12 protein-coding genes are annotated in these 15,080 nt (G+C 67.6%); 9 read left to right on the top strand and 3 right to left on the bottom strand.

The window, feature by feature from the left end:
* Positions 1-335: 335 nt before the first annotated feature.
* Positions 336-2,684 (top strand): MSCRAMM family protein, encoded by a 2,349-nt coding sequence (locus LUM46_RS23760; protein WP_274997546.1) that lies wholly within the window; start codon positions 336-338, stop codon positions 2,682-2,684.
* Positions 2,685-2,870: 186 nt separating this feature from the next.
* Here LUM46_RS23760 and LUM46_RS23755 read toward each other — a convergent pair whose 3' ends face one another.
* On the bottom strand, positions 2,871-3,173 hold the full coding sequence (locus tag LUM46_RS23755; protein WP_274997545.1) for a thioredoxin family protein: 303 nt from the start codon (positions 3,171-3,173) through the stop codon (positions 2,871-2,873).
* Between the two features lie 528 nt (positions 3,174-3,701).
* Between LUM46_RS23755 and LUM46_RS23750 the strand changes: the two genes are divergently transcribed.
* Entirely contained in the window at positions 3,702-4,403 is a 702-nt protein-coding gene (locus tag LUM46_RS23750) for a hypothetical protein (protein WP_274997544.1), read from the top strand.
* 537 nt (positions 4,404-4,940) lie between these two features.
* Positions 4,941-5,234 carry a tudor domain-containing protein gene (locus LUM46_RS23745; protein ID WP_274997543.1) on the top strand — a complete coding sequence of 98 codons (294 nt, stop codon included), beginning with the start codon at positions 4,941-4,943 and terminating at the stop codon, positions 5,232-5,234.
* A gap of 41 nt (positions 5,235-5,275) precedes the next feature.
* Here the strand turns inward: LUM46_RS23745 and LUM46_RS23740 are convergent, their stop codons facing one another.
* A complete protein-coding gene (locus LUM46_RS23740; protein WP_274997542.1) occupies positions 5,276-6,133 on the bottom strand; it encodes an HAD family hydrolase in 858 nt (285 codons plus the stop codon).
* Positions 6,134-6,733: 600 nt separating this feature from the next.
* Here LUM46_RS23740 and LUM46_RS23735 point away from each other — a divergent pair.
* From LUM46_RS23735 to LUM46_RS23725, 3 genes are all read left to right on the top strand, one after another.
* Positions 6,734-7,192, top strand: coding sequence for a methylglyoxal synthase (locus tag LUM46_RS23735; protein WP_274997541.1), 459 nt, complete (start codon positions 6,734-6,736; stop codon positions 7,190-7,192).
* Positions 7,193-7,937: 745 nt separating this feature from the next.
* Positions 7,938-8,435, top strand: coding sequence for a hypothetical protein (locus LUM46_RS23730; RefSeq protein ID WP_274997540.1), 498 nt, complete (start codon positions 7,938-7,940; stop codon positions 8,433-8,435).
* A gap of 249 nt (positions 8,436-8,684) precedes the next feature.
* Entirely contained in the window at positions 8,685-8,948 is a 264-nt protein-coding gene (locus LUM46_RS23725; RefSeq protein WP_274997539.1) for a hypothetical protein, read from the top strand.
* Positions 8,949-9,102: 154 nt separating this feature from the next.
* Here the strand turns inward: LUM46_RS23725 and LUM46_RS23720 are convergent, their stop codons facing one another.
* Entirely contained in the window at positions 9,103-9,996 is an 894-nt protein-coding gene (locus tag LUM46_RS23720; protein WP_274997538.1) for an ATP-grasp domain-containing protein, read from the bottom strand.
* Between the two features lie 921 nt (positions 9,997-10,917).
* Here LUM46_RS23720 and LUM46_RS23715 point away from each other — a divergent pair.
* The 3 genes from LUM46_RS23715 to LUM46_RS23705 all read left to right on the top strand — a co-directional run bounded on the left by LUM46_RS23715 (position 10,918) and on the right by LUM46_RS23705 (position 15,050).
* Positions 10,918-11,301, top strand: a complete 384-nt coding sequence (locus LUM46_RS23715) for a hypothetical protein (protein ID WP_274997537.1) — start codon at positions 10,918-10,920, stop codon at positions 11,299-11,301.
* Positions 11,302-11,564: 263 nt separating this feature from the next.
* Positions 11,565-12,989: a pyridoxal phosphate-dependent decarboxylase family protein gene (locus LUM46_RS23710; RefSeq protein WP_274997536.1), complete on the top strand. Its 1,425-nt coding sequence runs from the start codon at positions 11,565-11,567 to the stop codon at positions 12,987-12,989.
* A 312-nt stretch (positions 12,990-13,301) separates the two neighbouring features.
* Complete coding sequence (locus LUM46_RS23705) at positions 13,302-15,050, top strand: alpha-keto acid decarboxylase family protein (protein ID WP_274997535.1); 1,749 nt, start codon at positions 13,302-13,304, stop codon at positions 15,048-15,050.
* The last annotated feature ends 30 nt before the right edge of the window (positions 15,051-15,080 follow it).

Below are 15,080 nucleotides of genomic sequence, written 5' to 3'. Positions count from 1 at the left end.
GCCTGAAAGGCATGCCTGCACCTCTAGGAAGTCACACCACCGCCTAGGACCTCCGCTCAGTATTATCCGCGGCGGATGACTTGTCGCCGGCGGGCTCGCCCCCGAGAGCGCATCCGCTTTTGAGCCCCATGCAATAGGAGCGGCCGGGCGCAGGGCACTGAAGGTGCGGCTCCTACCATGCCGTCCTCGGCCATGCCCTGGAGACTTTCTGCGCAGAGGTGGCGTCGCCGTTGGGGGACACGCTCATCGATGAATACGGTCCGCTTTACCCGGTTTGGTTTCCTTTCTCAGGCATCTTTCGCCGTTATCTGCTAGTTCTCCTATGGTGGTTTCTCGTGACCCACCTCACCAGAGCGCTGAGCGCGCTCGCGACTGCCTCACTCGTCATCCTCACCGCCCTGGTACCCACCACATCAGCCTCCGCCGCCACCAGCGCAGGCTGGGCCGACTGGGAACCGTTGACCGGATCGGCCGGCAACTGGTCCACAACCATGCAACTGCCAGCCGGAGGCTTCCCTGCGGCCAGCGCCACCTCCAACTCCCGGGGCGGTGTCGGGGTCATCTCCGGTGCTACGTCGTGGCTGGGTGAGGCTTCTCCGCCCGGTGCGGTGTACGGGTCCAGCCGCAACCAGCAGTACCTGAACCTGCGCCCGCAGGCCGACACCCCGGCGGCGCCGTCGACCACGACCTACACGTTCGAACGGCCCACGCCCGCCAGCGGATGGGCGTTCGTGCTCGGTGACATCGACGCGGACCGGGCGGTCATCAGCGCTATCGGCCCTGACGGTCAGTCGCTGACGGCCGAAGAGCTCGGTTGGCAGGGCGGTTTCAACTACTGCCCGGGCGCAGGCTCGCCGTCCTGTAACGGTGACGACACCCCGACCTGGGATCCGGCCACCGGTGAGCTGATCGGCAACGACGCCGCGGCGGACACCAACGGTGCCAGCGGCTGGTTCCGGCCCACCGTGCCGGTTACAAGCCTGACGGTCGAGTTCTTCCAGCGTTCCGGCTTCCCGGTCTACCAGACCTGGTTCGCCTCTCTTGCCCGGGACATCACCGGGACCGTTACCCTCGTCGACGACACGGGCGCACCCCAAGGCCCCCTGACGGAAGCCACGCTGACGCTGTTCGGACCCGACGGCACCCAGCTGGCCACGACAACCTCCGCCGAGGACGGCACGTACGCGTTCGAGGGATACACCGCCGCCCCGGGCTACCGGGTCGAGATGACGACACTGCCCCCGGTCTCCGACGAGCACCCGTTCGGTCTCGTCGCCCAGGGCCCAAGCCTCGTCGACTCGGTCGACCTGACCGACGCTGATGCGACCGGTGTCGACTTCGCGGCACGTGACATCAAGCCGGTCGCCGTGAGCGGCACCGTGCTGGACGACGACGGCAACCCGGTGGCAGGAGCGACCGTCACGCTCACGCCTGCCGGCGGCGACCCGTTCACCACGGCCACCAACGCCCAGGGCCAGTACGTCATTGACGGCGTCGCCTGGGACATCGACGGCAACCAGCCCCAGGAGTACGCGTTCAGCCTGAGCAACCTGCCCGAGGGCTACAGCCCCGTCTCAGTGCCCGGCAACATCACCGTCGAGGTGGGTCAGGAGGACGCCAGCACGGGCAACGACTTCGTCGTCCAAGCCCCCTCCGCCGTCTCCGGCACGGTGACCGCGGGCGGTGAGCCGGTCGCGGGGATCGTCGTGACCCTCGATGGCCCCGACGGGCCGGTCACCACCACCACAGCCGCAGACGGGACCTACACGTTCGACGGAGTGCTGCCCGGGGACCACACCGTCAGCATCGAGGTCCCTGACGGGCACGTCACGGACGGGCCCGTCACGCAGGACGTCACGGTCGGCGGCGACGACATCACCGGCATCGACTTCGCCCTGGCCCGCCTGGGCCGGATCGCCGGCACCGTGACCGACGACGCCGGCGACCCCGTACCCGGCGCCACGGTCACCGTGGAAGGCCCGGACGGTCCGGTCGAGCTGACGGCCGATGAAGAGGGCGCGTACTTCGCGGGCGACCTGCCCGCCGGCGAGTACACCATCACCCTGACCGTCCCGGACGGGTACTCCGCCGAGACGACCGAACGAGCCGTCACCATCACGAGCGCCGGTGAGAGCTTCCTGGAGGAGAACTTCGCCGTCATCGGGCTGCCGGTCGATCCCCAGCTGCACCAGGCAGGCGGCACCGTCGCCGACGCCGACGGCGGCCCCGTGCCCGGCACGGACATCACCGTGACCGACGCCGACGGCCAGACCGTCGTGACCGTCACCACCGGCGAGGACGGCACCTGGGTCACCGACCTCTTTCCCGGTCAGTACACGGCCACCATCACCCCACCGGACGGTTACGTCGTCGACGGTGACGCCACCCTGGCCTTCGAGGTCGTGGACCAGGACGTTACCGGGCTCGACTTCCTCCTGGCGGAGGAGTCAGCGGTACCCAGTCCCAGCCCGTCCGGCGACCCGACCGTGCCGGGCCCGGGTGACGGTACGGGTGGGCCGGGCGGTACCGACCCTGATGCTTCCGTCCCTGGCGCAGGCGGTCTGGCCGCCACCGGCGCGACAGTCGGCGCAACGGCGCTCGGCGCCGTGCTCCTGCTGAGCCTCGGCGGCCTGCTCGTCTGGACGTCCCGACGAGCCCGTGCGGGTGCGCGCACCGACGTCTGATGAGGTCCCAGGCGTGGGCGAGACCGCCCACGCCTAGGGTCGGACCCCCGGTTCACACACGACAACGCTGAAGGCCGAACTGATGCGCTGGGCCGCAAATAACTAGGACAGGCTCACAGAGCGCCAGCGTTACGGACCTACGCCGAACTCTGGAACGAGCTCAACCCCTCCTGGGGCAGGGCCCGTTCAGGAATGAGCGCCGATCGCCTCGTGTAGTTGTCCGAGCGTCGGGGATCCCGCCGGTCCGTCCGGTGTCCGGTAGATGCGGCATGCCAGCCCGGCGCCGGCCACCGAGTCAGCGAACGGGTCAGTTCCGTCGATGCGGATGCTCGGTGATCCCTGGAAGCCGACGCGCTCAGCCTCATCGGGCGTCTCGACGAGTTGTCGGGTCACGGCGATATCTGGTCGTTCCGCCGCGATGACGTCGAGTTGCTCCTGGGTAATCTCCCAGTTCGGACAACCGTCGAAGTACTGAAGCACGATCTCCATCTCCCCACGCTAACCCTTGCACTCCGGCACTCCAGGTGAGGCCTTCGACCACGCCCGACGGTTGCCCACGGGCGTGCCAGACCGGGCCACAGCTCCCCCACCACCCTCGTCTGAACCAGACTCATCACTCGAGCGGAGCTCGCCCGGCGGAAGGCCGGAGGGCGACCTGGCTGGTACAGATGATGAAGGCGGTGGCCACCGGGCGGCGGCCACGCAGACAGCCACAGCAGAGCAGAGCAGAGCCCAGGAAACGAACCCGACCAGAGCCGGGCGACAACCTCCAGAGCCCGGACTACCGAGATCAGCTGACGAGCTGGACCGCGGCCTCGACCTCGCGGGAACGTCCGGCAGGTGATGCCCCGTACTTTCGTCGAGCGTCGTCGCGGAGGAACGCCTACCAGCTGCTGCATTTCAGTTCCCGGCCGTTGGACTCCTTGGGCCAGGGCGCCGCAGCGGCGTCGCCGGACAAGGCAAGGCACCGCGCGTCATGCGCACCCAGCCCCAGGACCCCTGCGTACCGTCGTGGTCATGGTGACGGACCTGGACCGAGCGCGACGGCGGCGTCGGCTGAAGCGCGCACTCGACTCGATCACTTTCAACCTCACGATCACCTGGACGCCTCGGTCGCCGGACGAACTCGCGACACCCTGGACCGTGACGGCATACCTCGACGACTTCGAAGCGCTCGACGAGGGCACCTCAGCCTACGAGCCCGACCCGATCTTCTGGATGAACGGATGGCTCTTCCCGGTCCTGCCTCACGGCATAACGATGGCCTACGCCCTCGATGCAGTCGATGCAGACACGGAGGTATTCGTCCCGCTCACCGATAGCGCCGGTGAACTCGCCGGGGAGTACCAGAACGGCACCGGCTCCCACCTCGTCGCCGTCGACAAGGTCCGTCTCGAGCGACAGTGGCGCGGCATGGGGGGCCTGGGCATCTACTTGGCCGGTTCCGCCTTCCTCCTCCTGTCGGACTACGCGATTTGCATCGCGCTCCATCCCAAACCGTTCGAGCTCCTGGAGGGCCGCGAAGAACGAGACCTGTCCCAGGAGGAATACGCGCGCGCCACCAAGAAGCTGACCCGGCTGTGGTCCACACTCAGTGCCGAGCCTGCACCAGGTAAAAACCTCGTGATCGGCCCCAGCTTGATCGGCCTGTGCAACGCCGTTGATGGACTCCACGCGCGACTGTCAGGATCAAAGCAACCGTTGGAACGGAGCCGTTAACGTCCTGCTCGCGCAGCAGGGTTCGACCCACTCTCACAAGGCTGTGTTGAGAGCGCTGTGCTGGTCCTCCTGCCTCCTGCCTCCAGCCGGGCGAGGAGGGCGATGAGCCGCGCGTCGGCGAGGGTGCGGCACGCGCGGCGCTTGCGTTGAACCACTGCCACGCGATGTGCTCGTCCGGACACCGGTTCCGTACCGACCCGGTCCATGTCGTGACCCGGTACAGGCCCAGGACCATCCGCGATCCTGTCCATAAGCGGCCGAAAGCGGGGCAGCGCTTTTCATCCGCAGATCACCCGGCCGATCAGGGTCTCGATGGCGTTCTTGATGAAAGCGTGACGCCATGGCCAGTTCACGTTATCTGCTGCGGCGGGCAGCGCCCGCTCACCTGTGCGTGACCGCAGTACCCGGACGTCGATCGGCTTTGTCGACCGGGCAGCCGCGTCCTCGGCCTACCTTCGAGTCCCGGGTCAGCGACCGACCCGGCTGGCCGCGCGGATGAGCTTGGAACCCGAGCCCGTGGATCCTGAACGCTGCGGAATGGAGTACGTCGCCGTCCTTGCCCAGACCTGGGCCGCCGTCGAGCCGCGGCAGCAGTGGATCGACCATGGCTACGCCAGGGCGCGGACCATCGACGAGCTCGTCAACGACTTCCTGCTGGCCAACGATCCCTTCCCCGTCGGCACCGCGGTGTTCGCAGCCCGATGGCAGCCGGGGCGGTGGGGGCTGGCCCAGGTCGTCAGCCGAGACGATATGGACGAGTGGGCCGTGGTGTTCATCGACGGCAGCGGGAAAGTCGTGCGCGACCACGTCGAGCTCTGCCCCGCACTCTGACCGACCGTCGAGCAACGGTCATGTCCTCGGCGACTCCTATGTCAGCGCCGGGTGTCGGCCGATCGGCCGACACCTGGTGTGATCGATCTGAGCACGTCCACCACGCCGTGCTCCTGGATGGTGCCAGTGACCTCGCTGGCGACGGCCAGCAGATCGGCAGGCGCGTGCCCCATGGCGACGGAGCGCGCAGCCCAGCGCAGCATCTCGATGTCGTTGTAGTTGTCCCCGACGGCGATCGTGTTGCCTCGTGGGACACCGAGGCGTTCTCGTACCGTCTCGAGCGCCGTGGCCTTGCTCAGCCCGTACGGAGTGACGTCGACCGAGTCCGGCCCGGAACGTGTCGCGGTCAGACCCAGAGCGCGTACTGCCCCGACCAGCTCCGTCGCACCCAGACCGCGCAAGATCACCCGCGTCGTCGGCCGGCTCCAGACCTCCTCGAGCGCGACCACGCGCTGGGGCCCACTCAGCAAGCCGTCCGGTAGCCGGGCATCGGTGCGATATCCCCAGCCGAGCTCCTCCACGGCGAGCATGAGGTCAGGTGCACTCGCACGGACAAGGCGCACCAGCGGCTCCACGTCGAAGGTGTGCGCGTCCTCGACGACATAGCCCGCACGCACGCCGAGGTCCAGGCGAAGAATCACCGATCCGCTGGAGGCCACCGCCCAGCCCGGGAAGATGTCCAACGCACGCGCGACGGGAAGCATGCCCACGATCGAGCGTCCGGTGGCCAGGACCACGTGATGGCCGGCGGCCCCTGCAGCGGCGACGGCATGCCCCGTCACGGGTGGAATCGCTCGGTCCTGCCCCACCAGCGTGCCGTCGATGTCCAACGCAACGAGCAGTGGAACACCGGCATGCCGCACACGCCTGCGGCCATCCGCGATCCGCGTCGTTCTCATGCGGATCCCGATGCCGGCCAGACGTCGGCCCGCGAGACCACACGGGATCGAGTCGCGACTCTTGAAGGCAACACGGTCATCAGCACTCAGGAGACGGATCGTGCTCTCGCCGGCGCCGGCCCCAACCGATAGATCGTCATCACCATTCGCTCCCCCAGATGACTCCAGTGCCCCCGCCTGGTCGTCGCCCGGCGCACCTGAATCCGGCGCCAAGCGCCCGCCTTATCCCGTGGACGTTACGCGGCTCAAATCGTCACTTCCGCTGGTTGTCTCCTCCTGCTCGCGACCTAGCCCGAGACTCAGTGAGTGGCCGAGCGACGCCGCCACCCACGTCGTACGAACACCCCTTGAAGCCGTACGTGCCAGGACACATCACATTGAACGCTATCTTTCTGCGCGTATGGCGCCATTCGTGGTCGCGCTTCTGATCGAGCGAGGCCATCACGCTCTGCGTCGCATCGCCTTCGATCTTGAGAGCTACTTCGACTCGTGATCGCGGCCGGACCATGACATCCCGAGCGTGTTGACCTGATACTTCGAGTACGACGCTTGCGACGGAGCGGGTGACGACCCCTGGCCCACGTCAACGGAGGCTGTCCGATGAACACTGCCGTCAAGCAACGCCATATCGCGCTCGTCGCCCACGACAACATGAAGGTCGAGCTGCTGCGCTGGGCCGAGTACAACCGCGACACCCTCGCGGAGCACCAGCTCTACGCCACCGGCACCACCGGCACCATGCTCGAGTTCGAGCTCGGCCTACCCGTGCACCGGTTCTTGTCCGGGCCGGTCGGCGGCGACCAGCAGATCGGTGCCCGGATCGCCGAAGGCAGCCTCGACATGCTGATCTTCTTCTGGGACCCGCTCGAAGCCCAGCCGCACGACCCGGACGTCAAGGCACTGCTGCGCATCGGCGCCGTCTGGAACGTCCCGATGGCTTGCAACGTCGCCACAGCGGACATGGTCATCTCGTCCCCGCTGCTGTCCAGCGACTACGAGCACCGCCGACCCGACCTCACACCGCGCGACTGGGACCGCACCGCAGAGATCAACGCCTGAACCACGAGCACCGCTCGGCAAATGAGAGGTTCGTACGGGGTTCAGGCGGCGCACGAACAGTGCGCCCCGGTCACCGAGGCTGCCGTACATCGAATCCTTGGGTCCGCCGGCACCTCGCGCACCTGGTTAGGACGAGACGCCGTACCCTCGTCAGCTTCACCTCGAAAGGCGTCACGTTCGGCGGTTATGACCACAGGGCATCCGATGCCATGGGCGGCGTCACTGCGCGCACGAGTGCGATCACCTTGACGATTCTGCTCTAGCCAGGCGCCACTCCGGCGCCGCCACGCCCCAGCCTTGGGCGGCGGTGGTCTCTACCCCCGCGGTGAGCGGAACAACACCATCAACTGCATCGGGTGAGCGAGACCGTAGCGCCCACCTCGTGAGGGTGCGCGCTCCCGTGGCCGGTGTTAGTTTCGATGCGCTCCGACTGCCCTGGTCCAGTTGCCCTGCATCGTTGCCGGCACAGACCTTTCTCCGCGGTTCTCCCGACGGATCGAACCGGACTCAGGCCCGAATTCCGTTCTGACCGATATCTCGAAGCGTCGGTCAATCATGAGCCAGCACGCGCGCCGTCACCCGGCGAGCAGGCCCGGCATTCGACACCAACCATCCGAGTCTGCTACGGCGTGCACCGGTGCGCTGCGTTACTGGCCGTACCACTTTGACTGCTGAACGTGGAGGAACAGAGATCGTGAGAAATAAGCTCATCGCACTTGCTGCCACCGTTGGACTAGCCCTCAGTATGACGCCCGCCGCAGCACAGCCGGCGTCCGCAGCGCCCAGCGAGCAAGCGGACGTCGCGTTGGTCACCTGCCTGCCCACCAGCACCTACGACGTCTCCTACAACCCCCCGCTCCGGTTGAGGCCCGTGGACACCGTCCGGACCACGGAGCGCAGCTACACCGGGTGCGTCTCGACCGTGCCCGGGCTCACTGGGGGCTCCGGGACCGACAGCCAGCCACGCACCCTCTCGTGCGTCGACCTGCTCGCCTCAGGGTCGTCCGTCTACACCATCACCTGGAACACCGGACAGACCTCCACCCTCGATGTCGAGAACGCCATCAACATCGTCGGCGGCACGATCACCGTGACCCAGACCGGCACGGTCGCCTCAGGCCTCTTCGCAGGCGCCACGGTCACCCAGCAGATCGTCGGCGTCTCTTTGGCCCTCATCCCCTGCACCCTCGGGCTCGGTTCGTTCTCCGGATTCACCGGGACGACGACACTCCTGATCGTCTGACCATTCCACGGCCCTTCACGGCCGTGCCCACCGTCTGCAGCACGAGGTTCTCCGTATGGGGTTGCGGGGGCTGCTCCAGTGGAGCAGCCCCCGCAACGGTGATGACCGGACGTCGGGTTCGAAGCCCTACCGACGGGCTCGGCCGCGGAGGAACTCATGGCGGCTGAGTGGCGCTCTGGCGGTGGGGCGTGCACTGTGGAATGGGCCCCGTCGGGGTCACGTAGTGCCACTCTCGATGGAGGAGTTGCCATGAACCGACGACACACCGGCCGCCTGACGGCCGTGGCTGTTCTGCTTTCCGCGCCCATCCTCGGCATCGCAGCTGCCGCTCCCGCAGCGGCAGCGGCAGCGGCAGCGGACGAAGGACTCCCGAGCGTCAACCTCAGCTTCGGCAACATCGTCGAGGCCAGTGTGGACATCGGTGTCCCCAATGTCCCGGTCGTGGGCGACATCCTGGGAGGAGGTCTCTTGGGAGGTCTTCTCGGTCTCGGTGGGGACGGGCAGCTGCCGTAGCGCTGCAAGCAGCAGCCCCGGGCTTCTGAGCCCGGGGCTGCTGCACTGCTCGCCTCCGGGCGCTGACCGAACCAGCCCGCTCACCCAGCAGGTCCTGAGTGCGCCACGACTTCGCCGAGCACCAGCACTGGGCCTCGTCTGCCGGGTACGGGCGTCAGTTCAGCCTGGCGTGCAGCGCTGCGGCGAGCCGATCGGCGGCGTCCTCGGCGTAGTCGAGGAAGAGGAACGGTTCGGTCACCTCGAGTTCCGCCACCCGCATCCGGCCCTCGCCGTCACGCAGCAGATCGACCCGCGCGTAGGCCAACGGCGCTACTGCCGGCATCGACGCGAGGACCTGCTCTGCGATCGCCTGGCACTCCCGATCCGCAGGCGAGGCAGTGACCTGCCAGCCGGCGTCGTTCGACTCGGGAACCAGGAGCCCGTCGCGGAAGGTCTCCTCGGACAAGTAAGGGCCACGGCGTACCGCGTGGCTGAACTCGCCGTCCAGGTACACCAGCGACAGCTCGCCCTCGGTGTCCACCGAGTCCAGGTAAGGCTGCACCAGCATGGGACCACCGCTGACGGCGTACTCGATCGCCCTGTGCCGGTCCCGGGTCCGCATCGCACCGCTGCCGCCCGCTCCCACCGCGGGCTTGACCACCAGATCGCTCCAGTCCGACGGAATGGCCTGGGCCAGGGCCTCGCTGCTGTCACCGGTGCTCGGGTCCACCCACAGCGTCGGGACCACGTCGCAGCCGGCCTGCGCCAGGTCACGCAGATACGTCTTGTGCGAGTTCCACTCCAGGATGCCGAGCGGATTGATCAGCTCGCAGCCAGCGGCCGCGCCTTGCATCGAGGCGAGGAACTCGTCACGACACTGCGCGTAGTCCCACGTGCTGCGCACGATCGCGGCCCGGAACGAGCCCCAGTCCACATCCGGGTCCTTCCATCGCACCGGCTGCCAGGACAGCCCGGCCTGCTCCAGTGAGCGCGTGGCTGTGGCCAGATCCGGGTCAGTCCCGTCGAAGGTGACATAGGCGATGTCAGCTGCACCGTGTTCGGAAGGCATCACAAACAGTCCCCTGTTCCATGAGTGATGGTTCTCTGAGTGATGGCAGGGGCCGACAGGTCCGCGACCTCGGCCCCGGTAATGGTGATGGTGAACGTGGGAAGCAGACCCGAAGGCTGGTCACGTCTCCCGGAGTGCCGCACTTCGTGTGCATCAGGAGACCACGAGTGCGTGGTCGCGGTGGCCTCAACGCCTTCGATGACGCGATACCCCGAGGCTGCGGTATCGCGAGGTCGGGCCGCGTTGGCCCCGACGGACCGGTCCGGCGGACGCCGCACCGTGCACACGCTCCAGCGTCAGCCCCTGTGTGACAGGTCGCAACCGCCACCCACCCGGTGCGGATGGTCGGCGGCCGAGCCGCACCGGGCGCGCCGCACCGCGCTACTGCCGTGATCGTCAATGATCTCGGTGGGTACATCGCCGAGTTCAACGCTGCCGGCGAGCACCCTCCTTGCTTCGCCATAAGAAATATCCCGGGTTGCCGGGGCTTTACCCGGGGCGATTGACGCCCGTCTACTTGCTGAGTCGGGTTCACCACCGTGTGAACCGCTCCGGGCGGGAGCGTCGACGATCGTCCCGTCCTTCGTTGCGAGTCGCCACGTTGTTGGTCACGAACGATCCAGGGGGGAACGATGGCCGTTCTGTGTCCTCCGGCGGTAGCGGTACCTGAGCACACGATCACGACGGAGCAGACGCCCGACCGCGCGGCTTGGCCTTGCTCTGCGGCTCATCCGCGATACAGGTGTCCAGGAACCTCACATCGTGCAACCCAGCGGGCCGACTCTTGCGCAACCGCAACCGCAACCGCAACCGCAACCTCTGCCGCGAAGCAACCGGGTCCGAACCGGTTGAACCTTCTCGGCCCTGCCGGACATCTACGAACTGTCATGCAGTACTCGCTCGTCCAAGAGGAGTCACATCATGAAGGACACCACCCAGCCCCGCCGGCGACGCACGATCGCCGCCGTTGCCTCCGCAGCTCTGCTCGTCGCAGGAGGTCTCGGCGTCGGCATCGCGACAGCAATTAGCGCCAGCGCCGCGCCCAACACGTCCACCTGCCTCACCGGCACGATGGTCTTCTCCGACAGTGTGCAGCTCGCCGCCGGCTGCACCGAGCCGTCCGGCGGCAACGCCCAGCAGGGAGTGGACGTCACGTTCGCGTCGCTCATCGTGTTCGGGCTCCCCCAGCTCAACGTGACCTACCACTGCGAGGTGTTCTTCCCGGAGGGGATCCTTGCCACTCAGAACCCCGGCGAACCGCTCCCGGAACTTACGTACAGGGGCTACGAGTGCACCCCAGCCTGACCGGGACACACGCGTGACATGGTGCGCCGCTCTCCTGCAGAGCGGCGCACCACCACGGCGCAGTTTCCCGCCATGGACGGCCACCACGACGCATCCGGGACGCGCCATGGCGATGCCGTTTCGTCATGAGAAAGACCCGCGCAGGCGGGCGATGCGGAGGGCTTACCAATTACGGGTACAAGTTGTCTACTTAGTGGGTCAGACTTTAGGGGAACTTGAATCGAACTGGGTGACATCCGTGCCAGTGGCCAAAGGGGCGACACGTGAAGTCGAGCGAGCAGATGGCCGCGTTGGAGGAGCTCCTGCCGGAGGTGCTGGCGGTGGCGTTGGAGTATGTCCGGGGACTTCCGCAACGGCAGGTGCGGACCGAGGTGCCGGACGAGGAGCTACGGGCGATCCTCGACGACGGGCTTCCTGCTGACCCGTCCGAGCCTGCCGAGGTGGTACGCCAGCTGGTGGCAGCTGGTGGGGGCCTGGTGCCGTCGGGGAGCGGGAAATATTTCGGGTACGTGGTGGGTGGGACGCTGCCGGCGGGATTGGCGGCGGACTGGTTGACGAGCGTGTGGGACCAGAACTGCATCGTCCATGACGGCTCCCCGTTGACGGCGGTGCTGGAGGAGATCTGCGGGCGGTGGCTGGCGGAGCTGTTCATGCTTCCGGCCACGACGAGCTACGCGTTCACTCCCGCCTGTACCCACGCCGACCTGCTGGGGCTGACCGTCGCGCGCCACCAGGTCTTGGCACGCCACGGCTGGGACGTCGCTCGGCAAGGGCTGCAAGGAGGACCGGCCGTGGCGGTCCTGGTCAACGAGTCGATACATGCGGCCGTCACCCGGCCTTTGCAGGTCCTCGGCCTGGGCGGGTCTATCCGCTCCCTGCCGACCGACACTGAGGGCCGCATCCTCCTGCCTGCCCTGAGGGAAGAGATTGACGCCGTGCGAGGGCAGCCGCTGATCGTGTGCGGGCATGTCGGGGAGATCAACACCGGAGGCGTCGACCGGCTGCGCCCGCTGGCCGAGCTCACCCATGAGGCCGGCGGGTGGTTACATCTGGATGCCGCGTTCGGGGCCTGGGCGGCCGCCTCACCTCACCTGCGCCACACTCTCCTGGACGGGCTCGAGCTGGCCGACTCCCTGGCGACCGACGCCCACAAGTGGCTCAACGCGCCCTACGACTGCGGCATCGCTCTCATCGCCGATGCCCAGGCCCACCGCGAGGCGCTGCCCCTGAGCGCCGACTACCTCAACCTCCCGGACGACCAGCGCCACCCCGTCCAGTGGGGCCTGGAGGTCTCCCGCCGCTCTCGCGTCATCCCTCTCTGGACCATCCTGCGTCAGCTCGGAGCTGCCGGCGTCGCCCAACTTGTCGAGGAACGCTGCGCACAGGCCCAGCGGCTGGCCGGACATCTCCGCGCCGAGCCCGGCATCGACGTCCTCAACGACGTCGCCCTCAACCAGGTCCTCGTGCGCTTCCACCACTCCTCCGGCCCGGACGACGACACCCACACCCAGGACGTCGCCGACGCCTTCCAGGAGCACGGGCAGGGCTGGGCCGGTACGAGCCTCTGGAAAGGTCGCACCGTGCTGCGCCTGTCCCTGTCGAACTGGGCCTCCACCAACGACGACATCGACCAGGCCGCCCGCTCCCTCATCGCCACTCACCAGAACCTCACCGTGACCGGGCAGTGACTGTGACGGTGGCGGATACCGCCGCTGGCGCCGTCAGCTGAGCCGGTGCACAGTGCCGCGGCGAACCGGTCGGCGGCGCTCTCGGCATAGCCGAGGAAAAGGAACAGGGCTATCACACGGGCGGCCGTCGGGAGGGGCGGAACCACAGCGACCTCTTTCGGTCTGGTACGCCGCTGCTCCACGGGCGAGCCGCAACACATCGGCCACCAGGGAAGCCGCACGCCGCGGTCTCGGCCGAGGCCGACGGCTCCGCACAGCGAGCGGCCCCGCCAACAAGACGGATCGATCACCATGACACGGGGGACATGCGAGATGACCGAAGACCACCGGACAGTGACCGTTGGAAAGTACCTCGCGCTCAGGCTCCAGGAACTGGGAACCAACCACCTGTTCGGCCTTCCTGGGGACTTCAACCTCGCGCTGCTGGACGAGATGCTGGACGGTACCGGGCTGGAATGGGTCGGTTCCACCAACGAGCTCAATGCCGCCTACGCCGCCGACGGCTACGCTCGCATGCGCCGCAGCGTGGCAGCACTGGTGACGACGTACGGGGTGGGCGAGCTCTCCGCGATCAACGGGATCGCAGGGTCCTATGCGGAGGACGTGCCGGTCGTGCAGATCACCGGGGCGCCTTCCACGCAGGCCTCCTCTGACGGAGCGCTGCTGCACCACACGCTGGTGGACGGGGACCATGGCCATTTCGAACGCGCTTACCGAGAGGTCACCGCGCACACAGAGGTGCTGCGCGCCGAGTCAGCCGTGCAGCAGATCGACCGTGCGTTGATGACTGCTGTGCGTGAGTCGAAGCCCGTATACATCTCGGTGCCAGCAGACGTCGCGGTCGCCGCCGCGGACGGCGGGAACCTGAGTCGGCCGTTGCCATCACCGCGAAGCGACCCAGCCATGCTCGAAGACTTCCGGTCCGCGTTGAAGGAACGCCTGAGCGCCACGGCATCCGTCACCGTCCTGGCGGGACCCCGCTTGCACCGGCGTGGGCTTGAGCGGGAGGTCCAGCTTCTGGCGGAGTCGCCGGGCGTCCGCATCGCCTCCCAGCCGGGCTCGAAAGCGATCTTGGACGAGGAGCATCGTCGCAGCCTCGGCACCTACATGGGCCAGATCACCCGCTCCTCGGCGGCGCGCGCGACCGTCGACACAGCCGAGCCCATCGTGCTTGCCGGCGTCGTGCTCAGCGACGTGCTCACCGGACTCTTCTCGCACCGGTTCGACGTCGCCGACGCCATCGCGCTCGACGTGGTCGACGCGAGGATCGGCGGGAGCCGGTTCTACGGAGTGCTGCTCGAGGACTCCGTACAGGCGTTGCGCGACGTCGTCACAGAGCTGGACCTCGACGATCAGCTCGTCGATCCCGTCCGTCTCGGAGTCGCACCCGCGGCCCTGGACGAGCAGCCCCTGACACAGGCGCAGTTCTGGACAGCGATCCAGCGCTGGCTGCCGAGCGGCACAACCGTCATCGCCGACGCCGGAACCGCCTTCTACGGCGCCCTCGAGCTCGCGATGCCACCCGGCTGCGACCTGCTCGGCCAACCGATCTGGTCGTCCATCGGCTACACCCTCCCCGCGACACTCGGCGCCTGCCTCGCGCAACCGGACAAGCGAGTCAGCCTGTTCATCGGCGACGGCTCCGCACAGCTCACCATCCAGGAGCTCGCCACCGTGCTGCACCGAGGTCTCGCGCCCGTCATGTTCCTCATCAACAACGCCGGATACACGGTCGAGCGAGCCATCCGAAGCCCGGACGCTCCCTACCAGGACGTCACGAGCTGGGACTGGCTCGCGCTTCCCGGCGCACTCGGTGCACCGGACGCGGCCATCACGATCCGGGCATCGACCGGAGCCGAACTGACAGCCGCGCTCGCGCTGGCCACGAGCCGCACCGATGTCCTCGTTCTCATCGAAGTAATCATGGACCGTCTCGACACACCGACGATCCTCACGGAGCTCACGGCAGGGCTGGCCGCAGCCAGCCCAGCACCATCCCACGCGACCACCAGCAGAAGCACTCAAAAACCCCCGGAGGAACCGCACGTCACCGATCACTGACCATGCCCGGCAGGGGCTGGCACAGGAGCA

The organism is Promicromonospora iranensis (assembly GCF_028994805.1).
Classification (GTDB): domain Bacteria; phylum Actinomycetota; class Actinomycetes; order Actinomycetales; family Cellulomonadaceae; genus Promicromonospora; species Promicromonospora iranensis.
Note: the sequence above shows the minus strand (reverse complement) of the source record. Positions and strands in the feature narration are given on the sequence as shown.

What these genes read in the sequence shown, in the direction of transcription:
- LUM46_RS23755 (WP_274997545.1), bottom strand. Translation starts at nt 3,173, where the DNA reads ATGGAGATCGTGCTTCAGTACTTCGACGGTTGTCCGAACTGGGAGATT.
- LUM46_RS23750 (WP_274997544.1), top strand. Translation starts at nt 3,702, where the DNA reads ATGGTGACGGACCTGGACCGAGCGCGACGGCGGCGTCGGCTGAAGCGC.
- LUM46_RS23745 (WP_274997543.1), top strand. Translation starts at nt 4,941, where the DNA reads ATGGAGTACGTCGCCGTCCTTGCCCAGACCTGGGCCGCCGTCGAGCCG.
- LUM46_RS23740 (WP_274997542.1), bottom strand. Translation starts at nt 6,133, where the DNA reads ATGAGAACGACGCGGATCGCGGATGGCCGCAGGCGTGTGCGGCATGCC.
- LUM46_RS23735 (WP_274997541.1), top strand. Translation starts at nt 6,734, where the DNA reads ATGAACACTGCCGTCAAGCAACGCCATATCGCGCTCGTCGCCCACGAC.
- LUM46_RS23730 (WP_274997540.1), top strand. Translation starts at nt 7,938, where the DNA reads ATGACGCCCGCCGCAGCACAGCCGGCGTCCGCAGCGCCCAGCGAGCAA.
- LUM46_RS23725 (WP_274997539.1), top strand. Translation starts at nt 8,685, where the DNA reads ATGAACCGACGACACACCGGCCGCCTGACGGCCGTGGCTGTTCTGCTT.
- LUM46_RS23720 (WP_274997538.1), bottom strand. Translation starts at nt 9,996, where the DNA reads ATGCCTTCCGAACACGGTGCAGCTGACATCGCCTATGTCACCTTCGAC.
- LUM46_RS23715 (WP_274997537.1), top strand. Translation starts at nt 10,918, where the DNA reads ATGAAGGACACCACCCAGCCCCGCCGGCGACGCACGATCGCCGCCGTT.
- LUM46_RS23705 (WP_274997535.1), top strand. Translation starts at nt 13,302, where the DNA reads ATGACCGAAGACCACCGGACAGTGACCGTTGGAAAGTACCTCGCGCTC.